The organism is Nocardia sp. NBC_01377 (assembly GCF_045040005.1).
In the GTDB taxonomy this organism is placed as follows: Bacteria; Actinomycetota; Actinomycetes; order Mycobacteriales; family Mycobacteriaceae; genus Nocardia; species Nocardia noduli.
This window is the reverse complement of sequence record NZ_CP109566.1, coordinates 5090451-5111695: the sequence shown is the minus strand read 5'-3', so window position 1 is coordinate 5111695 and position 21245 is coordinate 5090451. Positions and strand designations below refer to the sequence as shown.

Genomic DNA, 21245 nt, shown 5'->3' with positions numbered 1-21245 from the left:
CTCACTCTCGCTCAGCGCCCGAGACATGAACGGTCAAGGGCGGAAAACCATTGAAGGACACCGACGAGTAACTCGCGGTATAGGCGCCGGTATGCAGGATCCTGATGGGATCGCCGGCTCGCAACGTGGTCGGTAGAAGGACTCGCGTGCGTTGATACAGTACATCGTCGCCGTCACAGGTCGGTCCGGCGACCACCGCCTCGTCGACGGGATCGCCGTCGCGGTCGGTGGCGAATCGATAGGCGATGTACTCGTTCTCGGTCTCGGCCATGCCGTTGTAGCGGCCGACGTCGAGATAGACCCAGCGCCGCCCGTCCGGCGCGATACGGATGCCGACGACCTCGGCGTGGATCGTGCCCGCGTTCCCGACCAGGGCGCGGCCCGGTTCGACCACGAGTTCGGTTGCGGTGGGCAGGAATTCGGTCGCGGCGGTATCGATCATCGAGGCGATGTCGGTGAGGTCGGGGGCGGCGTCGGCGTAGGAGATCGGCAGGCCGCCACCGATATTCACCGAGCGCACGACGATCCCCTTGGCAGCGAGCGCGTCGGTGATCTCGGCGGCCTGTGCGATGCCGATCCGCCAGGCTTCGGGGTCGAGCTGCTGGGAGCCGACGTGGAAATACGGTCCGGCGACGATCAATCCCAGATCGCGGGCGCGCACCAGCAGCCGGAAAGCCTCGGCGGGGGCGCAGCCGAATTTGGCGCCGAAAGGGGTCCGTGATTCGGGCGCGGAGGACAGGAAGCGGCATTCGACCTCCGAACCCGGCGCGTGTTCGGCGATGCGCAGCAGGTCGTCCTCGGTGTCGAAGGCGTAGCGGCGCACGCCGAGGGCGTGGGCGCGGGCGATATCGGCGGCCTTCTTGATGGGATTGCCGTAGCAGAGGGTGGCGGGATCGACGCCCAGATCCAGGCACTGGACGATTTCGCCGATACTGGCGACATCGAATTCGGCGCCCTCGGCGGCGAGCAGGGTGATGAGCTCGTCCACCGGACTTGCTTTGACTGCGTAGCGGATGCGTGCCGCGGGCATGGCGGCGGCGAGTGCGCGGTAATTCTCGCGAACTCTTCCAGGGTCGATGACAAGATATGGCGATTCGGGCATAGTTGATCTTTCGCGTCGGCAGCGGGGGAGAGAGTATCAGCGGCCGTTACCCGGAAACGAATCCGACGAAACCACGATTCGCGACAGGGCCGCCTGCGGCGTCGCCCACCGTGGGCGAACGCCGCTGAACAGGCACTACGGCGGGGAGTCGGCAGGTTGCGGGAGCCTCAGCCCGCAGTGACGGTGATCTCGTCGAAGACGACCTCACCGGCCGCGTCGGATTCGGCGAGATCGACGGTGGCGTCGACCGACCACCCGTGATCGCCCGCCGGATCGTCGAGCACTTGGCGCACCTGCCAGAAACCGGGTCTTCGTTCGATCTGGAACAGCTGCGGTCCGCGTGCGTCCGGGCCGATGCCGATGCGCTCGTACTCGGCGAAATAGGGCGCGAGCGCCGTCTCCCAATCCGGGCCGGTGCCGAGTTCGTCGAGGGTGTGCCAGTGCCGCAGCGACGCGAGTTCGACGCGGCGGAACATGGCATTGCGCACCATCACGCGGAAGGCACGCTCGTTGGCGGTGATCGGACGCACGGATTCCGCGCCGAAGGCCACCTGGTCGGTGTCGGTCTCCGCGCCGGGGTTGGTGAGCTGTTCCCATTCGTCGAGCAGACTGGAATCGACCTGACGGATGAGTTCACCGAGCCATTCGGTGATGTCCTCGAGTTCCTCGGTCCGCGCGGATTCGGGAACGGTGCGCCGCAGCGCACGGTAGGCGTCGGCCAGGTAGCGCAGCACCACACCCTCCGAACGCGCCAATTCGTAGAACGAGATCAACTCGGCGAAGGTCATCGAGCGTTCGATCATGTCGCGCACGACCGATTTGGGGGAAGGCGCGAATTCCGACACCCAGGGATGCCCGCCCCGGTAGGTCTCGAAGGCGGGTTCGATCAGCTCGGCCAGCGGTTTGGGCCAGGTGACGTCCTCGAGCAGTTCCATGCGCTCGTCGTATTCGATGCCGTCGGCCTTCATCTCCTGGATCGCCACACCGCGCGCCTTGTGCTGCTGGGCCATCAGCAGCTGACGCGGATCCTCCAGGGTGGATTCGATGAGCGACACCACATCGAGGGTATAGCTCGTCGACTCTTTGTCGAGTAGGTCGAACGCGGCCAGCGCGAAGGGCGACAGCGGCTGATCGAGGGCGAAATCGCGTTGCAGGTCCACCGTCAGCCGAGCGCGCCTGCCCTGGGCATCCGGCTCCGGGAGTTGTTGCACCACACCGGCATCGCGCAGGGCCCGGTACAGGCGCAGCGCGCGCAGGATATGTTTGCGCTGGGCCGGTCGCGGTTCGTGATTGTCCTCGAGCAGATGGCGCATCGCGTCGAAACAGTTTCCGGGCCGGGCGATCACGTTGAGCAGCATGGCGTTGGTGACCGAGAAACGGGACACCATCGGCTCCGGCTGGGCGTGCACGAGCCGGTCGAAGGTCTCCTCGCTCCACGAGACGAAACCCTCGGGCGGTTTGCGCCGCTGCACCTTGCGCTGTTTCTTGGGATCGTCGCCCGCCTTGGCGATCAGGCGGGTGTTCTCCACCTCGTGGTCGGGCGCCTGCACCACCACGGTGCCCATGGTGTCGAATCCCGCGCGACCCGCGCGCCCGGCGATCTGGTGGAATTCGCGGGCCTTGAGCCTGCGGGTGCGCACCCCGTCGTATTTGGTGAGTCCGGTGAGCAGCACCGTCCGGATCGGCACGTTGATGCCGACGCCGAGGGTGTCGGTACCGCAGACCACTTTCAGCAGCCCCTCCTGGGCCAGCCGCTCGACCAGCCGCCGGTATTTGGGCAGCATGCCCGCGTGGTGCACGCCGATGCCGTGCCTGATCAGCCTGGACAGGGTTTTCCCGAATCCGGCCGCGAAACGGAATTCGCCGATGGCCGTGGCGATGGCGTCCTTCTCCGCACGGCTCGCGAAGTTGACGCTGGTCAGCGCCTGGGCCCGCTCCAGCGCGGCGGCCTGGGTGAAATGCACGACGTAGACGGGGGCCTGATGGGTGGTGACCAGTTCTTCGAGCGTTTCGGTGATGGGCGTGCGCGCGTAGGAAAAGGTCAGTGGCACAGGACGTTCGGTGCCCGAGACGATCGCGGTGGGATTGCCGGTGCGCCGTTCGATATCGGAGGCGAAGAAGTCGACCTCGCCCAGAGTCGCCGACATCAACAGGAATTGGGCGCGCGGGAGCTCCAGCAGCGGGACCTGCCACGCCCAGCCGCGATCGGGATCGGCGTAGAAGTGGAATTCGTCCATCACGACCTGGCCGACATCGGCGGCCGAACCCTCGCGCAGCGCCATGTTCGCCAGGATCTCGGCGGTGGCGCAGATGATCGGGGCGTCGGCGTTGACCGCGGCGTCACCGGTGACCATCCCCACCTTGTCCGCGCCGAACACCTCGCACAGGGCGAAGAACTTCTCGCTGACAAGGGCTTTGATCGGGGCGGTGTAGTAGCTGCGTTGACCGCGGGTCAGCGCGAACAGATGCGCGCCGACGGCGACCAAGGATTTCCCCGACCCCGTCGGGGTCGCCAGAATGACGTTGGATCCGGACGCCAGCTCGAGCAACGCCTCGTCCTGCGCGGGATATAGCGAGGTGCCACGCTCCGCGGCCCAGGCACCGAAGGATTCGTAGAGTGCGTCGGCGTCGGTCCCCGGTATCTCGAGCAGTTCGGTCAGATCCACTCCGACCACCCTACGTGCTCGCGGGCGGTGATCCGAGCTGGGCGTTCCCCCTGTCGGGGCGCGATCAGGCCTGCGGACTCGCGTCGCCGTCCCAGCCGCCCTGTTCGGCGAGGAAACGTTCGAATTCGGCGCCGAGCTCGTCACCGCTGGGGAGTTCGCCGTCACTGGCGAGCAGACTCGACTGCTGTTCCTGGGCCGTGACGAAGCTGTCGTACTGGCGTTCCAGCGCGTTCACCACGGTCTCGACCTCGGAGTTGCCCGCGATGTGCTCGTTGACCTGCTCGCGCACCCGCGTGGCCGATTCACCCAACGCGGCGAGCGGAATCTCCAAACCGGCGTTGTCGGCGACATTTTCGAGCAATGTCTGCGCGGCCTCCGGGTAGGCGGTCTGTGCCAGGTAGTGCGGCACGTGCACCGAGAAACCGACCGATTCGTGTCCGTGCTGGGCCATCCGGTACTCCAGCAGCGACGACGCGCTGCCCGGCACCTGCAATTCGCCCGGCCAACGCTGGTGGTCGGCGATCAGATCGCGATTCGACGAATGCGCGGTGACGCCGAGGGGCCGGGTGTGCGGGATGGCCATCGGGATGGCGCTGAGCCCTATGGTGCGGCGCACGCCGAGCTGTTCGGACAGCAGTCGCACCGCGGTGGTGAATTTCTCCCACCGTAGGTCCGGCTCGATACCCGCCAGCAGCAGGAACGGGGTGCCACCGGTGTCGCGTAGCGCCCAGAGGTTGAGTTCCGGCTCGGCGTAGTCGGAGAAATGGTCGGTCTTGAACGTCATGAGGGGACGCCGCGAGCGGTAGTCGAGCAGTTCGTCGACCGCGAACGAGGCGACCAGTTCGCTTTCGAGGCTCTCGCGCAGGTGCGTGGTGGCCAACCGCACCGCGTGACCGGCGTCGGTGAACCCTTCCAGTCCGTGCACAAGGACCGGACCCGAGCCGTCGGCGGACGACAGCTGCGGAGCGGGGAACTCCAGTTCGTACATTCGCGACTCGTAGTCCATCGCGTACTCCTTCCTGCGCGGTCCGCACCTGCGAGCCGGATGCGGTCCGGGAACTCCGTGCCCCGGCACCCGATGTGCGCCGCGCGCGGGGGGAACCCTGTCCATTGTCCCCCATGCCGGTGACACGCGCCGCGCACGGTGCTACACCGACCCATATGTCCAGGCAACAGCCATCGGGTCGTCAGCATTCCCGCGCTGTGCAATTCGCACCGTGCAAGCCTCGAGGACGGCCGTCGGCGTGGCATCGCGGGCGACCCCGGCGAGTTTGGCACAGTGGGCGCTGTGACCGGGCCGGTTTCGACCAAGGGGGCAGTACTCGCGGTGGTGTCGGCGGTCGCGGTGCTCGCCTCGACGACGACCGGTTGCGGATCGGAAACGCCGGGTCGCCCCGTCGCCGCCCAGCAGAGCACGATCACCGAATACGTGAGCGCGGTCCTCGCGACACTGCTGCCCGAGCCGTCACAATTTCCCGCCCGCTATCCGGCGGTCGTACTGCCGCAGGAGGCCGCGGCGCAGGCGGTGGGCGATCTGACCGGTGTCCCGCGCGGTGCGACGGTGCTGCCACGGGATTGTGCCCCGCCACCGCAGGATTTCGGGCCCGATCGGACCGCGGTCGCCGTCGGCACCGACAACGACTCCCGCGCCACGCTGACAGTGGAGTTGACCCGCACCATGGTGCCGCTGTCGGTGCTGCGCGAACAACTGGCGCGCTGCGGACAGATGCGGGTCAGCGCGACCGGCACGACGACCAGCGTGCGCACCGAACTCCAGGATCCGCCCCGGACCGACGCCGAGGAGGCCCTGGCCCTGCGCCGCACCGTTGTTCCCGACGCGGGCCGCACGGGGTTGACCGAGTCCATGTACACCCTGGTCGGTCAGGTCGGCGATGTGCGAATCACCGTGACGTACATGACATTCAGCGATGCCGAACCCGATACGGCGGCCGTGCGCGAGGTCTTCGCCACCACCGTCGAGAAGGTGCGCGCGGCGTAACGGTTCATCCACAGCCGAAGAGTTATCCCCAGGTTTTCCGAAAGCCCTGGTCGTCGGTCGGTCCGGCGCAGGTGCGCGGGGCAGGCTCCGACCCATGACCACATCCGATTCTGCCGCCGATCACGCCGCCGGTTCCGTCGCGCCGCCCGGGCTCGCCCCGGTGACATCACCGCGTGCCTGCCGCCACATCGCTCGGCGGGTTTCCGGTCAACGCGGGGCCGCCCACGCCACGACGTCCGAATCCCGGACCACCGAGATTCCCGACGGTCGGGATCTCGACACGGGTGCGTTCGACGTCGAGCCGCGCGCGGGCGCGTTCGACTCGCGCACGGTGTGCGGCGAGCGCGGGCCGCGATATCGCGGGAGCGATCCGCCGCGCTCGGCGCACGTCGGAGATCCGGGTGAGCTGATCGCGGCGTTACCCGCCCTGGTGGGGTTCGCGCCGCAGCGATCATTGGTGGTCGCCGTGCTGCGCGCCGGTATGCCCCACGGAGAGCGGTCCGTGATCGAGGCGTTGGCGCGCTTCGATCTCGCTCCGGAGACGAGGCGGCGCGCACGGGTCAGCATGTTCACGGCCTGTATCGCGCAGATCTGCGCGGTGGAGCAGGCGCGCGAGGTGCTCGTGATCGTCGTCGACGACCGACTGTCAGGTCCGGCGGTGGCCTCGGTGGCGGGCGAGGAGGGTGCGGATACGGACGCTGCGGGTACGGATGCTGACGGTGCTGGTGCGGGAGGCTCTAGGCGCACATCCTTCGATGCCGATGCCGATGCACTCATCGCATCGCTCGAGAAGCGGCTGGGGCGGCGCGGTATCGAGATCGGCGGTGGCTGGGCGGTCAGGGGGATCGCGGCGGGTGCGCGCTGGTGGAGTCTGTTCGATCGGGAACAGCGGGGTGAGGTCCCCGATCCGACGGCTTCGCCGGTGTCGCTCGCCCATGTCCTGGAGGGGCGGCCGATCCACCGGTCACGTGCGGAACTGACCGCGCTCGTCGAGGCGGACACGGTGCGACAAGGGGAGGTCGCCGTGCTGCTTCCCACCGCCCTGGCCATGGCGCGGGACCGTTTCACCGGGGCTGTGACGCACGGTGATCTCGACGGCTACCGGCGCAACGCGCTCGAGTTCGTGCTCTGGCAGATCGCCCACGTCGAATCCGGTGCCGTTCCCACCGTTCCCGAAATCGCCGAACTCGTTGCCGCGCTGCGGGATCGAGCGGTACGCGACACGATGTTCGCCCTCGCCGTCGGTGATCACGCGGCGGCGGCGGAAAGTCTGTGGCTCACCCTGGTGCGTGCCCTGTCCGGTTCCGATCGCGCCGAGGTCGCCGCGCTGCTCGGCTACAGCGCCTATATCCGCGGAGACGGGCCGTTCGCGGGGATCGCCCTGGACGCGGCGCTGCTGGCCGACCCGTTCCACCCCATGGCGATCCTGCTGGAAACGTCGCTGCGAGCCGGTATGCGTCCCGAAGCGCTGCGCCGACTGGCTCGCAGCGGATACGACACCGCGGCCTGCCTCGGCATCGAACTCGGTCCGGCGGTCCGATGACCGCGACGCGAGGCGGTGGCGTCACGTCAGCGGAGCGCCGCCGCCGGAATACCCGTGGGTCGTCAGCGTGGACGCAGGGTCACCGGCAGGCCGGATGGCGACAGGACGAAATCGCGGTTGGACGCGCGAACCACGTAGTCCGGATCGGGGGTCGGCCGCCAACGGGCGAGCAGTGCCGCGGAGGCGAGGGCGATCTCGAGCGTGGCGAAATGGTCTCCGAGGCAACGGCGGCGTCCGACACCGAAGGAGAGACTGGCCTTCTTGTCGATCTCACCCGCACGTTGCGGCGACCAGCGATCGGGATCGAAGACGTCCGGATGCGCGAAATAGCGTCGATCGTGCTGAACCATGTAGGGGCTGAACATGACCGCAGAGCCGGGGGGAATGACGAGCCCGCCGATGGTGACCTCGCCGTCGGCGTTACTCGCGCTGATCCACGGTCCCCAGAAGCGCAGCGTCTCCGCCACCACCTGTTTCAGGTACGGCAGGGCGGGCAGGTGCGCGGGGCGCACCGGTTCGGATCCGACGACGGCGTCGAGTTCGGCGTAGAGCCGCTCGGCGACGGCGGGGCGAAGCATGACCTCGTGCCACAACCATCCCGCCAGCGACGCCATGGAGCCGACGCCTCCGGCCAGCATCAGGATCGCCTCGTCGATGATGTGCTCGTCGGACAGGCGTGCGCCGGTCTCGGGATCGGTGTGCCGGATCAACGCCGAGACCACATCGTTGAAATCCTCGTCGCGACGCCGGTATTCGGCGATGACCTCGCCGATGACACCGCGCAGATGACGTGCCTTCCGGCGCCAGCGCAGATTGGCGATCACCCGAAGTCGGCGCAGCTGCGGCGGCAGCGCCGTGCGCAGGATCACCTGACCGAGCAGCCACGGCACATTGTCGCGGATGGCGCGGCGGGCCTCGGCGCTGAAATCGGCCGTGAACAGCGTCGAGGAGACGGTGTCGAGGATCAGCCCGTGGGCTTCGTCCATCAGATTCACGCGGGTGTCGCCGGGCAGCCCCGCCGACCAGGTCTCGGCGATATCGGCCGCCGCCGCGGTGTACTCGGACAGACGGCTCTGCCGCAGCGCGGGCGCGATCATCCGCCTGCGCAGTTTGTGTTCCGCGCCGCGCAGCACGTTCACCGAACCGCCCGCGACGTCCTCGATCGCCTCGCGCAGATCGTCTCGGTTGAATTCCGCGTCGCCGAGACCGATTTCGCGGACGAGATCGGGGGTGGTGAGCAGATAGCCGGTCTTGCGCCCGAAATAGATACGAACGATGGGACCGAGTTCGGACAGCGAGGTGACGAACGCGGGAGCGTCGCGCAACGCGCGCAGGCTGTGCCCGACCAGCGGCAGCGCACCGGGCGCGGTCGGCACCTCCTCCAGGGTGCGCGGCACGGCGGGCGGATCGACGGTCGGCGGCGCGGTGGCTTCCCGGTAGAGGTCGAGTACCGCGGCGACCTGGCGCGACTGCCGCACCGTGTCACCGCACCCGTCGAGCGCAGCGCGCATCTTCGTCAGCGCGGCGGGCTCGGCTACCAGGTCGGCGAGCGTTTCCGATATCGAGACCGCCGACGGTCCGTCGGTGAGCCGCCCCGCGCCCTCCGGCACCGATTCGCGCAGGACGGGATCGCAGTGCACGATCGGCAGCCCGACCGCCACCGCCTCCAGCAGCACCATCCCCTGGGTGTCGAAACCGTACGAGGTGAAAAGCAACGCGTCGGCCGTGGCGGCGGCCGCGAGCCATTCGCGCCGGGTGACGCTGCCGTGCAGGGTGATCCGATCGGCCAGGCCGTTCTCGGCGATCAGAGCGGCGGCGTCGGAACGCAGGTCACCGTCACCGTAGATGTCCAACGTGCACCGCGGCACGCCGCGGACGGCCTCCATGGCCTCGAGCAGTCGCTTCTCCCGGGAGAGCCTGCCGCACCAGACCAGGCGCAGCGAGTCGTGCTCGCCGCGTTCGGAATACGCGGCGGCGCTGTCGCTTTCGACGAGTTCGTCGTCGACGCCGTTGGACACCACATCCAGTGGCTTCGTGAGTCCGTGTGCGAGCAGTTCCGCCGCGAAATGCCGGGTCGGCGCGATCACCCGATCCGAGGCCTGCGCCTGTCCCGCGATGGTCCACCAGGCGTGGCGCGCGGCGCGGCTCTCGGCGCGATGGGGCATGTGGAGGGTGTGCGGCACGAAACGGCCGTGCAGCGCGCGCAGGGCGAGTGCCGAGGCGTAGGGCGCGGGGGAGGTGTGCTCGATGAAGGAGTCGTCACGGCTCTGCGCGGTGTGCACGAGCGGGATCCGGTGCCGCCGAGCGGCTTTCATCCCGGCGATGGCGACGCCGTAGGTGGTGTGGGTGTGCACCAGATCGACCGGTCCGCGCGCGGCGAACACCGCGTCGATCAGGGCGTTGTCGCGCGCGGTGGGAACCACCATCGCGAAGCCGTTCACCACGATTCCGGCGAACGGGCGCAGTTCCACGATCTCCCGCGCGGCGAGGTCGTCGCGCACCGGGGCGTCCGCACCCGGCATCGGCGCGACGAACAGGGTGACACGGTGCCCCGCGCCTTCGAGTCCACGGCACAGCGAGGCGACGGCGGTCTGGACTCCGCCGAGCGTGTCCGGGTGGTAGTCCATGAACATCGCTATGTGCACACTGTCGAACTGTACTGACACTCGATGTCGGGTGCGGGCGCATTCTGCGACGGATCGGCGCGCGGGCCCGTTCACGTGCGAGAGTGCCAGGGGACACCGAGGAGAACGACAGCACCGAAAGAGGCGCCGTGCGAATTTCGATACCCCTCACCGGAACCAGGGGGGACGTGCAACCGATCGTCGCGCTCGGCCTCGAGCTGCGCAGACGGGGGCACGACGTTCTCGTCGGGGCTCCGCCCAACCTGGTCGACTTCGTCGCGGCGACCGGTCTGACCGCGCGGGCCTGCGGACCCGACATCCAACAGCTCTACAGCTCGGACGAGGGTCAGCGGGCCTTGGCGGCGGGCAACACCCTGCGGCTGATGCGGATGGTCGGGCATCAGATGGCGGGATACGCCGAACAGATGAACCGCGAGGTCATCGACGTCTGCGCGGGCGCCGATCTCGTCGTCGCCACCACGGTGACCGAGGACAGAGCGAGTTCGGTCGCCGAGGCGCTGCGGATTCCGCTGGTGAGCCTGCACTACTTCCCGTGCCGCGACAACGCGGCCTACCCGTTTCCCGGTGCGTTGCCGCCGCGATGGAATCCGCCCGCCCCGGTCAACCGGGCTACCTGGCTGATCGCCGAGAACCTGCGTCGCGTCGTGTTCATGCGCTACCTGAACGCCCTGCGCGACACCCTCGGGTTGCCGAAATCGCGAGCGAGCACCGCCGCGGTACTGGCCCGCGCCGGTGTGCCGGAAGTGCAGATCTACGATCCGGCACTGGTGCCGGGCCTACCCGAACAGTGGGATGCGCGTAGACCGTTCACCGGATTCATGACCCTCGACCGAGCCGCGCGCGAAGCGGTCGGCGAGCTGGCGGGAGATCACGAGGCCATCCTGTCCTGGATCGGCGACGGCCCGGCGCCGGTGTTCTTCGGCTTCGGCAGCATGCCGATCCGCGACACCTCGGCGGTGCTGGCCATGGTGCGCGAAGTGTCGGCGCGGCTCGGGGTGCGCGCGCTGGTGAGTGCGGGCTGGAGTGATCTGGACCCGGCCGATACGCGGTGGCGACCGGATCTGGCGGTGGTCGGCCCCTTCGCGCACGACGCGGTATTCCCCCGGTGCGCCGCGGCGGTCCATCACGGCGGGATCGGGACGCTGTTCGAGAGTCTGCGGGCCGGATTGCCGACGCTGGTGTGCTCGGTGTCGTTCGAACAGCCGATGTGGGGCGGGCAGGTCGAACGTCTCGGCGTCGGCGCGCATCTACCGTTCACACATCTGAACACGGCCGCGCTCACCGAGGCGGTGTCCGCGCTGCTGACACCCGAACGTCGCGCCGCGGCCGCGGCATTCGCCCCGACCCTGATCACCGAAGGCGCGTGCGCTCACACCGCCGATATCGTCGAGGCGCGAGTCGGGTGAGCGCCCATATCGTCGCCGATTCGCTGGTCATGCTGCGTCGCTGCGCCAGGCATACCCTGCGCAGTCGCGACACCCTGATCATCTCCCTGCTCATGCCGGTCCTGGTCATGCTGCTGTTCACCTACGTCTTCGGCGGCGCGATCGACGTGGGCGGACCGTACCTCGATTACGTGGTACCGGGAATCATGCTGCTGTGCACCGGTTTCGGCTCCTCGATCACCGCCACTGCGGTATCCACCGATATGACGCGGGGCAGTATCGATCGGTTCCGGACATTGCCGATGTACCGCCAGGCGGTGCTGGCCGGACATGTGGCAGAGGGAGTACTGCGCAATCTGGCGGCCATCGCCATCGCGGTGGGCGTCGCGGTGGCTCTCGGCTATCGACCGCGGGCGAACCCATGGGAATGGTCGGCGGCCATCGCGGTGATCACGCTGTTCGTGACGGCGATCTCCTGGATCGCCGTCACGCTCGGGCTGGTGGCCAAGAATCCGGAAGCGGCGGGCGGACTGACCTACGCGATCATGTTCATCCCGTACATCAGCAGCGCGTTCGTCCAGACCACCACCATGCCGGGCTGGTTACGCGGCTTCGCCGACTACCAGCCCGCCACCCCCGTCATCGATACGGTGCGCAGCCTGCTCGGCGCCTCGGGATCGGGGGGTGTGGCCGCGCTCGCGGTCGCGTGGTGCCTGGCACTCGGGTTACTCGGATTCGGCGGTGCGAGCGTCGTGTTCGGCAGACTCTCGCACCGCTGAGTCATCGGGCGCTGTGCGCGCGGGAACCGAGCGACCGCAGGAAGCTCCACGCGTCGGCGACGATCTCGTCCAGATCGTTGTGGACGGGCTTCCAGCCCAGTTCGGCGACCGCCCGCGCGCTCGACGCGATCAGCACCGCGGGATCGCCCGGACGGCGAGGCGCGTCTTGGGCGGCGATGGGCAGGCCGGTGACCCGCTCGCAGGCCGAGATGACCTGCCGCACCGAGAACCCGGTACCGCTGCCGAGGTTGTAGATGCGATGGACGCCGGGCTCCGCGGCACCGAGCGCCAGCAGATGCGCCTGCGCCAGATCGCGGATGTGGATGTAGTCACGGACCGCGGTGCCGTCCTCGGTCGGCCAGTCGGTGCCGAAGACCGAGATGGCCTTGCGGTGACCGAGCGCGACCTGGAGCACCAGCGGAATGAGATGGGTTTCCACGACGCGGTTCTCACCGAGACCGCCGTAGGCGCCCGCGACGTTGAAGTAGCGCAGACTCGTCGCGGCCAGGCCGTGCGCGAGCGCGTAGGAGGTGATGGCGTGGTCGATCGCGAGTTTCGACGCGCCGTAGGGGTTGGTCGGACGCGGCGCCGCGTCCTCGGTGATCGGCACCTGTTCCGGTTCGCCGTAGACGGCCGCGGTGGAGGAGAACACGAGCCGGGGTGTGCCCGCGTGCCGAATCGCCTCCAGGAGTTCGAACGTTTTCACGACGTTGCCGTGCCAGTACTTCTCCGGCTGCTGCACCGATTCGCCGACCAGCGACTGCGCCGCGAAATGTAGGACGCCGTCGAAGGTCTCGGCCCGTAGTAGTGCGGGCGCGGCGTCGGCGATATCGCCCTCGACGAATCGCGCGCCCGAGGGAACGCCCTCGGCGTTACCCGTGCTGAGATCGTCGATGACGACGACCTCGTGACCGTCCTCCAGCAGTACCTGCGCGCAGACACCGCCGACGTATCCGGCACCACCCGTGACCAGAAGTTTCACGTCTCAGACCAGCTTCACCTGGATGGCATGCGCCATTTCTTCGGACAATTCGAAATCGTTGTGACCCGGCACGGTGATGATCACCGAACCCGGCTTGTTCTCGACCGTGACGCGCGCGTCGGGCACCACACCCGCCTCACGCAGTCGCCCGATGACCTCGGGATCGGTCTGGATGTGTTCGGCGAGCCTGCGCACCACCACCGCGTGGACCCGGCCCTGCGGCAGTTCCGACAGTCGCATCAGACCCTCGCTAGCCGCCGACGGTGCGGCGATCCCGAGTTCATCCAGGCCGGGGATCGGGTTGCCGTAGGGGGACGTGGTGGGGTGGTTGAGCACCTCGACGAGACGGCGTTCGACATCCTCGCTCATCACGTGTTCCCAGCGGCAGGCCTCGGCGTGCACGTTCTGCCAATCGAGCCCGATGATGTCGACGAGCAACCGTTCGGCCAGGCGATGCTTGCGCATCACCGCGACCGCCATACTTCTGCCCTTGTCGGTGAGCTCCAAGTGACGATCGCCCGCGACCAGCAGAAGTCCGTCGCGCTCCATTCGCGCGACCGTCTGGCTCACTGTCGGACCGCTCTGTTCGAGGCGTTCGGCGATGCGGGCGCGCAGAGGCACCACGCCCTCCTCCTCGAGGTCGTAGATGGTACGGAGGTACATCTCCGTAGTGTCGACCAGATCCTTCACCTGTTACCCCTTCGTTGGCACGAATTCTACCTACGCACCACAGCACTTCCGTTCGGCGCGATCGTCAGGCGCCGGCGCGGTCGCCGTGCTCGTCGACGACGTCCGCGCTGACGCACCCGCCGTGGGAATTCCGTCGGGGCACAGCAGGCCGGGCGTGTACGTTATTGCTCTATTTCTACTGCATACGAACGTTCTACGGGGCCGCCAGCTTCCCGCGTACCGTTGCGATCATGGCCACTACACCTCGCGACGAACATGAGACGCCGCTCCGGGCCGCGCCGACGCCGCGCCCGGAAACATCCGGCCGAGGAAAAGTCGTCTGGACGGACCGTTTCCTGGAGTATGCATGGACCCCGCAGCACCCGATGAAACCGGCGCGGTTGAAGTTCACCATGGCGCTCGCCGAAAGTCTCGGTTTGCTGGAAGGAATCGAGCGACTGAGCCCGGAACCCGCGGGTGTGAGCGATCTGTTACGTGTGCACACGGCCGAATACGTCGAGGCGGTCCGGCATGCCGTCCAGCCGCCCGGTCAACCGCAGGCGCCGCCGTTCGGACTCGGGTCGGCCGATAATCCGGTCTTCCCGCAGATGCACGCGGCGGCCTCGGTGATCGTGGGCGGGACGCTGGCTGCGGCGCGCGAGATCGCCGAGGGCCGCACTCGGCGCGCGATCAGCATCGGCGGCGGTATGCATCACGCGATGCCGAATTCGGCGGCCGGGTTCTGCGTCTACAACGACGCCGCGGTGTCGATCTCCTGGCTGCTCGATCACGGTTTCGACCGCGTCGCCTACCTCGACGTCGACGTCCACCACGGTGACGGGGTGCAGCGGGCGTTCTACAGCGATCCCCGGGTGCTCACCGTGTCCATCCACCAGCATCCGGCCACGTTGTGGCCGAATACGGGCTGGCCGGAGGAAACCGGGATGGGCGCGGCCGAGGGCACCGCGATCAATCTGGCGGTGCTCCCCGGCACCCGGGATGCGCAGTGGTTGCGTGGATTCCACGCCGTGGTTCCCGGTGCGCTCGAAGCCTTCCGGCCGCAGATCGTGGTGAGCCAGTGCGGGGTCGACACCCACCGCGAGGATCCGCTCGCCGATCTCGAACTGACCGTGGACGGTCAGCGCGCGGCATTTCTGGCCATGCGCGAGCTGGCGGATCGCCACGCCGAGGGTCGCTGGCTCGCGGTCGGCGGTGGCGGATACGGCCTGTACCGGGTGGTCCCGCGGGCCTGGACGCATCTGCTCGCCGCCGCGCTCGACCGTGATATCGCTCCCGAGACCCCGGTGCCGCAGGAGTGGATCGAGATGATCCGTGCCGAGGCGCCGATGCTGGAACCGCCGCGCACGATGGGTGACGGCGGTGATATCTCCTATCGCCGGTGGGACGGTCCCGGCGGAACCGGTGAGACCGGTGACGCACACTACGACCGTGCCCAACGCGCCGTCGACACGGCCGTTCTCGCCACGCGCAGAGCGAGCTTCGGACTGCTCGGCCTGGACCCGGAGGATCCCCGTGACTGATTCACTGCCCGTTCCGGATTCGCCGGACACCCCGGCGGTGCCGCCACCGCCGCCGGTGCACTGGTTCGCCGACGTGCTCGCCTCCGACGGCAGGGTGGTCCGGCTGCGCCCCATCATCGCCGAGGACGCGCAGCGGCTCCAGCAATTCCACGCGGCACTGTCCGACCGCACCAGATACCTGCGCTACTTCGGTCCGTATCCGCGCATTTCGGTCAAGGATCTGTACCGGACCACCCACGTCGACTATCACGATCGGGTCGGACTCGTCGTCGAACTCGGCGAGCAGATCATCGCGGTCGGCCGCTACGAACTGCTCGATCGGCCCGGTCGGTGTGCCGCCGAGGTCGCTTTCGTGGTCGCCGACGAACATCAGGGCCGTGGTCTCGGCTCGATCCTGCTCGAGCATCTGGCCGGTTCGGCGGCCGAGAACAAGATCGAGACCTTCGTCGCCGAGGTGCTCGCGGAGAACATCACCATGGTGACGGTGTTCCGGGAGGCCGGCTACCAGGTGGAACGTAGCCGCGACGGTTCGGTGCTGCATCTGGAATTCGCGATCGACCCCACCGAAGCCCTTGTTTCCGTGCGCGATGCGCGTGAGCGCGCCTCCGAGGCGCGCAGTGTGGGCAATCTGCTCGCGCCGGGCTCGGTCGCGGTGATCGGGGCCACCCCGACGCCGGGCCGGGTCGGCGGGGTGGTGCTGGCCAATCTGCTGTCGGGTGTTTTCCAGGGGCCGGTATATCCGGTGAACCCGAACCGGCGTTCGGTGCGCGGGGTGCGGGCCTATCCGACGGTGCGCGATATTCCCGACGAGGTGGATCTCGCCCTGGTCGCGGTGCCCGCCGCCGCCATCGGTTCGGTACTCGACGACTGTATGGCCAAAGGGGTGAAAGGTCTGGTCGTACTGACAGCGGGTTTCGCCGAGACCGGTCCCGAAGGGCTGGCCGCCGAACGTGATCTCGTCGCGGCCGCGCGGGGACACGGTATGCGGGTGGTAGGTCCGAGCGCGCTCGGCATCGCCAATACCGATCCCGAGGTGTCGTTGAACGCGACGCTGGCCACCATCCTGCCCGCGCGCGGGCGTATCGGATTCTTCTGCCAGTCCGGCCCGCTCGGCGCGGCCATCCTCGGGGAGGCCGCAGCGCGCAATCTGGGGCTGTCGACCTTCGTCTCGGCCGGCAACCGCGCCGACGTCTCCGGTAACGACCTGCTCCAGTACTGGGACACCGCGCCCGATACCGACGTGATCCTGCTCTACCTGGAGAGTTTCGGTAATCCACGAAAGTTCTCGCGGATCGCGCGCCGGGTCGCCCGCACCAAACCGATCGTGGCGGTGAGCAGTGGCCGTCTGGCCGCACGCGCGCAGCCGACCGGTGACATGGATCGCTCGATCGTGCGAGATCTGTTCGCGCAGGCCGGAATCGTGCAGGTCGATTCGATCTCCGAACTCTTCGACTGCGCGGCACTGCTGGGCTACCAGCCACTTCCCGCCGGCGGCAGACTCGCGGTGATCAGCAACAGCACGGCGCTGAGCTGGCTGGCGGTCGCCGCGGCGCGCGGCGAGGGACTCGCGGTCGGCGACCCGATGAACCTGGGCCCGCAGGCGACGCCCGGCGCGTTCCTCGACGCTCTGGTGGCCGCCCTCCGCAGTGACGAGACCGATTCCGTCATCGTGGTTTTCGCGCCACCGGTGCCGCTGCCGATGGCCGGTTTCGCCGACGCGATTCGCGCCGCGATCTCGGCGGTTCCCGACGCGGGCAAACCCGTGCTCACCACGTTCGTGGCCGAGGAGGGGATTCCGAATCTGCTGGCCGAGCGCGGCCCCGGCGGCGCCGCGGTGCGCGGTTCCATCCCGTCGTATCCGGATCCCGAACGTGCCGCGCGGGCACTGGCCAGGGTGCGCCGATACGCCGAATGGCGCACCAAACCGGTGTCGGCGGTGGTGCGGCCCGAGGGGATGGACACCGAAGCTGCCCGCGTCCTGGTGAACGAGTGGATGGGGGAGGCGGGCGAGCGCTGGCTGACCGATCTGGAGACCGTGCGGTTGCTCGACTGCTACGGCATCGACGTCGTCACCTTCCGCGAGGTGCGCACCGCGGAGGAGGCGGTCGAGGCCGCCGAGGCGCTCGGTTACCCGGTCGCGGCCAAGGCCACCGGCGAAATCTGGCGGCGTCGCCCCGATCTCAGCGGGGTCCGATTGGATCTGTGGCGACCGGAGGCGGTGCGCCAGGCCTACCGCGATCTGGTCGAGATCTGCGGCGATCCGGTCCTGCACGTCCAGCAGATGGCGCCGACCGGAGTCGGTTGCATCCTGCGGGTCCAGGACGATCCGTCGTTCGGCTCGGTCATCGAATTCGGGCTGTCCGGGCTGATCATCGAACTGCTCGGGGACCGCGCCTATCGGGCGCTGCCGCTCACCGAGGACGAATCGGTAGCCCTCATCGACGCACCGCGCGCGGCCGCCCTGCTGTCGGGCACCCCCGCGAGCCCCCGGGTGGACAAGGCGGCCCTGGTCGAACTCGCCCAGCGTATTTCCGCGCTGTTCGACGATCTGCCCGAATTGCGCGAACTGTCGTGCGAACCGGTATTGGCGTCACCGACTTCGGCGGCGATCCTGTACGCCCGTGTTCGTATAGGCCCCGAGCCCAGCCGATTCGACGTCGGGCCACGCCGACTCGCGTGACACGCCGAGAGTTTGCGCGATTCGTTAACACCCCATGACGCTTTTCCGATCTTGGGGGACCATCGATGTCCCCCACGAAAGGCGTCCCCCATGAAGAAGTTCGGCCTGATCGCGTTGCCCCTGCTCGCCTGTGCACTCGCGGCGTGTTCGGTCTCCATAGGTTCCGACCCGAAGATCGAGGAAACCGCGCTGGAGAAATCGGTCAAGCAGACCCTGACCGAGAAGGTCGGCCAGGAGCCGGACTCGATCGACTGCCCGGGAGATCTGGAGGGCACCGTCGGCACCACCATGCGCTGCACCCTGTCCGCGGGCGGCGAGCAGATCGGCCTGACGGTCACGGTCACGACCGTGGAGGACGACACGGTCAACTACAACGTCGAGGTCGATCAGAGCTGATCCACCCCGGCGAACCCCGCGTCGATCGCGGGGCGCATCGCTGGAGAACAGAGTTCGCCGACCGGTTCGCGCGGGCCCGGAGGGGACGGGACGCGCGTGGGCCGGTCGGCGCTCGACGGTGCCCCGACGGACCACCGAGTCGAAAAGGGGGACCGAATCCCCCGGGGATCAGCTGGCGTAGGCCCGCAGGCGGTCGGCCCGCTCACCCTTGCGCAGTTTGGACATGACCTCGCGCTCGATCTGGCGAACCCGTTCGCGCGAGAGCCCGAACAGTTTGCCGATCTGGTCCAGAGTGCGCGGCTGGCCGTCGTCCAGGCCGAAGCGCAGCCGGATGACCTGCTGTTCGCGCTCGTCCAGTGTGGCGAGCACGCTGCGCACGTCGTGGTGCAGCAGCCCCGCGATGACCGCGGATTCGGCCGAGGTGGCCTCGGAATCCTCGATGAAATCGCCGAGCGGCGCCTCTTCGTCGTTGCCGACGGGCATGTCCAGGCTCACCGGGTCGCGGCTGTGGTCGAGCAGATCGGAGATCTTCTCGACCGGAATACCGGATTCGTTGGCCAATTCGTCGTCGGTGGCCTCGCGACCGAGTTGCTGGTGCAACTCGCGCTTGATTCTGGCGAGTTTGTTCACCTGTTCCACGAGATGGACGGGAAGCCGGATGGTGCGGCTCTGATCGGCCATGCCGCGGGTGATGGCCTGACGGATCCACCAGGTGGCGTAGGTCGAGAACTTGAAGCCCTTGGCGTAGTCGAACTTCTCCATCGCGCGGATCAGTCCGAGGTTGCCCTCCTGGATGAGGTCGAGCAGCGGCATACCGCGACCGGTGTACCGCTTGGCGAGGGAGACGACGAGGCGCAGGTTGGCTTCGAGCAGATGCGAGCGAGCGGCCTGGCCCTCACGGACGACGACGGCCAGATCGCGCTTGCGGGTGGCCGACAGCCGTTTGCCGGTTTCCAGCAGGTTCTGCGCGTAGAGGCCCGCCTCGATGCGCTTGGCCAGCTCGACCTCGTCGGCGGCCGTGAGCAGCGCTGTGCGACCTATACCATTGAGGTATACGCGGACAAGGTCGGCGGCGGGGCTCTGGGCGTCGAGGTCCGAATCGCTGGGTCGCACACGAGTGGTGGCGGGGCTTGTCATGACTTGCCTCCTGTCGGTGGTGTCTCACTCCGAATAACGGACCCGACGTAGAGAAAGTTCCCGCTCGAGCCTGTGATAAACCGCTCTGAACTGCGGGTTTCACGGTCATCGTCTGAGAAGTTCCTGAGAACACCACCGCTCGGAACACCCAGTGTTCCCGGCTCCGTCCGTGCTCGCGGTTACACCGGGCGGATCAGACCGTGCCGGACCAGTCCCGCGACCACCGACAGCGCATCGGCGGCGAACTCGGCGCTCACCCCGTCGGATCCGTGGGCGAGTGCCAGTAATTCGATCAATTCGTCCAACGGCAGACCGTCCGGTCGCATTCCCGCGACCAGTGAGATGGTCGACTCGTCCACCTCGTGCTGCCAGCGCGGGCCGTCCCCGCGGTGCAGCCGCGCCACCTGCTGGTTCCACCCCTGGTCACCGGGGAGGTAGACCCGTTCCAGCGCGGTGGCCGAATCGACCGTGAAACGCGCTGACCAGGCCAGATCATTGTCCGCGGCGACCGAACGCAGCCACTCCGAGCGTTCGAAATACGCGTCGGCCTCCGGGCCGAGCGGGTCATCGAAGCCGTGCGTGAGGTCCTCGGCGAGCAACTCGGTGGGCCCGTCGACCGCGCGCAGATACACGAATCCGAAGCCGATTCCCTCGACCCGCGCCGTCGCGAACGCGTCGAGCCACTGGTCGGCGCGCGCCTGGGCCGCCGGATCGCGTGGATCGAGTCCGGCGTCGCGCAGCCAGGTGCCGACGTAGAGCCCCGGATCGGCGACGTCGCGCTGCACGATCCAGGCGTCGACGCCGTGGTCGGGCAACCACGCCGACACCCGCTGCCGCCAGTCCTGGTCTTCGGTGTGCACCCACGCGGCCAGCATCGCGGCCGTGCCGCCGGGGGCGAGCAGATCCGCGGCCCGCGAGATCACCAGTTCGCTCGCGCCGTCCATGGCGAGCCCGGAATCGCGGTAGGTGTGCTCGATCCGCGCGGGTCCGACCACGAACGGCGGATTGGCCACCACCTGATCGAAACGCCGCCCCTCGACCGGCTCGAACCACGAGCCCTCCAGCAGGTCGATCTCGAGGTCGTTGAGCGCGGCGGTCGCCTCGGCCAGCCACAGCGCCCGCGGATTCACGTCGGTCGCGGTGACCGAACGCGCGTAGGACGCGGCATGGACCGCCTGCACGCCGCAGCCGGTGCCCAGGTCGAGTACCGAGCCGACGGGCCGGGTCGGGGTGGCGCGCAGCAGCGAGAGCGAGGCGTGCCCGACACCGAGCACGTGATCCTCGGTCAGCGTCCGCCTGCGCATCGAATCGTCGAGATCGGACAGGATCCACCGATTGCCCGCGCCGATATCCAACGGGCGCAGGTCCAGCGCGGCGCGCAACCGATCGCCGTCGCGCGCCAGCAGTCCGGCCGCGACGGCACGGTCGAGATCGAGCGGCGCGAGCGCGGCCGCGACCTCGCGTTCGCCGAGTTCGTCGCCGAGCAGCAGCAACCTGATCAGCGTGCCGAGCTCACCCGCGGTGCGGGCGACCCGCCGCACCGGAACCGGTTCCTGTCGCCCGAGCGCCGCGTGCACGTCCGGCCCGAGCGCCTCGAGCAGGGTGTCGGCGTCGTAGCCGACGCGGGTGAGCGCGTTGCGCAGATCCGGGCACAGTGCGGTGAGCAGGGATCCGGTGGTGGTTCGGTGCGAAGACACACCGGTACTCTGCCATCGCGACCG

Annotated in this window: 15 protein-coding genes; 7 read left to right on the top strand and 8 right to left on the bottom strand. The window is 68.4% G+C overall.

The features are described 5' to 3' along the window. Position 1: 1 nt before the first annotated feature. The 3 genes from OG225_RS23430 to OG225_RS23420 all read right to left on the bottom strand — a co-directional run bounded on the left by OG225_RS23430 (position 2) and on the right by OG225_RS23420 (position 4774). Positions 2–1102 (bottom strand): type III PLP-dependent enzyme, encoded by a 1101-nt coding sequence (locus tag OG225_RS23430; protein ID WP_405177274.1) that lies wholly within the window; start codon positions 1100–1102, stop codon positions 2–4. A 167-nt stretch (positions 1103–1269) separates the two neighbouring features. Next, the gene (locus OG225_RS23425; protein WP_405183345.1) at positions 1270–3744 is read right to left on the bottom strand and encodes a DEAD/DEAH box helicase; all 2475 of its coding nucleotides are present in this window, start codon (positions 3742–3744) and stop codon (positions 1270–1272) included. A gap of 88 nt (positions 3745–3832) precedes the next feature. Beyond that, on the bottom strand, positions 3833–4774 hold the full coding sequence (locus OG225_RS23420) for a proteasome assembly chaperone family protein (RefSeq protein WP_405177273.1): 942 nt from the start codon (positions 4772–4774) through the stop codon (positions 3833–3835). A 282-nt stretch (positions 4775–5056) separates the two neighbouring features. On the opposite strand from OG225_RS23420, the gene OG225_RS23415 reads away from it, so the two are divergent. Both OG225_RS23415 and OG225_RS23410 read left to right on the top strand, forming a co-directional pair. Beyond that, positions 5057–5767, top strand: a complete 711-nt coding sequence (locus OG225_RS23415; protein ID WP_405177272.1) for a sensor domain-containing protein — start codon at positions 5057–5059, stop codon at positions 5765–5767. Between the two features lie 94 nt (positions 5768–5861). After that, positions 5862–7310, top strand: a complete 1449-nt coding sequence (locus OG225_RS23410) for a DUF4192 domain-containing protein (RefSeq protein ID WP_405177271.1) — start codon at positions 5862–5864, stop codon at positions 7308–7310. Between the two features lie 62 nt (positions 7311–7372). On the opposite strand, the gene OG225_RS23405 is transcribed toward OG225_RS23410, so the two are convergent. Further along, complete coding sequence (locus tag OG225_RS23405; protein WP_405177270.1) at positions 7373–9955, bottom strand: cytochrome P450; 2583 nt, start codon at positions 9953–9955, stop codon at positions 7373–7375. Between the two features lie 128 nt (positions 9956–10083). On the opposite strand from OG225_RS23405, the gene OG225_RS23400 reads away from it, so the two are divergent. Both OG225_RS23400 and OG225_RS23395 read left to right on the top strand, forming a co-directional pair. After that, entirely contained in the window at positions 10084–11361 is a 1278-nt protein-coding gene (locus OG225_RS23400; RefSeq protein WP_405177269.1) for a glycosyltransferase, read from the top strand. Continuing rightward, a complete protein-coding gene (locus OG225_RS23395) occupies positions 11358–12119 on the top strand; it encodes an ABC transporter permease (protein WP_405177268.1) in 762 nt (253 codons plus the stop codon). The genes OG225_RS23400 and OG225_RS23395 overlap by 4 nt, the downstream gene beginning before the upstream one ends. A gap of 1 nt (position 12120) precedes the next feature. Here OG225_RS23395 and galE read toward each other — a convergent pair whose 3' ends face one another. Continuing rightward, a complete protein-coding gene (galE, locus tag OG225_RS23390) occupies positions 12121–13101 on the bottom strand; it encodes a UDP-glucose 4-epimerase GalE (protein ID WP_405177267.1) in 981 nt (326 codons plus the stop codon). Between the two features lie 3 nt (positions 13102–13104). Further along, positions 13105–13791, bottom strand: a complete 687-nt coding sequence (locus tag OG225_RS23385; protein WP_216907184.1) for a metal-dependent transcriptional regulator — start codon at positions 13789–13791, stop codon at positions 13105–13107. Positions 13792–14021: 230 nt separating this feature from the next. Here OG225_RS23385 and OG225_RS23380 point away from each other — a divergent pair, with 230 nt between their 5' ends. The 3 genes from OG225_RS23380 to OG225_RS23370 all read left to right on the top strand — a co-directional run bounded on the left by OG225_RS23380 (position 14022) and on the right by OG225_RS23370 (position 18387). Further along, entirely contained in the window at positions 14022–15311 is a 1290-nt protein-coding gene (locus tag OG225_RS23380; RefSeq protein WP_405177266.1) for an acetoin utilization protein AcuC, read from the top strand. Next, positions 15304–17991, top strand: a complete 2688-nt coding sequence (locus OG225_RS23375; protein WP_405177265.1) for a GNAT family N-acetyltransferase — start codon at positions 15304–15306, stop codon at positions 17989–17991. Before OG225_RS23380 ends, OG225_RS23375 begins: the two co-directional genes overlap by 8 nt. Before the next feature lie 90 nt (positions 17992–18081). Further along, positions 18082–18387, top strand: a complete 306-nt coding sequence (locus OG225_RS23370) for a DUF4333 domain-containing protein (RefSeq protein WP_216907178.1) — start codon at positions 18082–18084, stop codon at positions 18385–18387. A gap of 168 nt (positions 18388–18555) precedes the next feature. On the opposite strand, the gene OG225_RS23365 is transcribed toward OG225_RS23370, so the two are convergent. Beyond that, positions 18556–19524, bottom strand: coding sequence for a sigma-70 family RNA polymerase sigma factor (locus OG225_RS23365; protein WP_405177264.1), 969 nt, complete (start codon positions 19522–19524; stop codon positions 18556–18558). 179 nt (positions 19525–19703) lie between these two features. Beyond that, entirely contained in the window at positions 19704–21221 is a 1518-nt protein-coding gene (locus OG225_RS23360; protein ID WP_405177263.1) for a methyltransferase, read from the bottom strand. Positions 21222–21245 lie beyond the last annotated feature (24 nt).

Coding starts and splice junctions, on each gene's coding strand:
- OG225_RS23430 (WP_405177274.1), bottom strand. CDS start 1,102: ATGCCCGAATCGCCATATCTTGTCATCGACCCTGGAAGAGTTCGCGAG.
- OG225_RS23420 (WP_405177273.1), bottom strand. CDS start 4,774: ATGGACTACGAGTCGCGAATGTACGAACTGGAGTTCCCCGCTCCGCAG.
- OG225_RS23410 (WP_405177271.1), top strand. CDS start 5,862: ATGACCACATCCGATTCTGCCGCCGATCACGCCGCCGGTTCCGTCGCG.
- OG225_RS23380 (WP_405177266.1), top strand. CDS start 14,022: ATGGCCACTACACCTCGCGACGAACATGAGACGCCGCTCCGGGCCGCG.
- OG225_RS23370 (WP_216907178.1), top strand. CDS start 18,082: ATGAAGAAGTTCGGCCTGATCGCGTTGCCCCTGCTCGCCTGTGCACTC.
- OG225_RS23365 (WP_405177264.1), bottom strand. CDS start 19,524: ATGACAAGCCCCGCCACCACTCGTGTGCGACCCAGCGATTCGGACCTC.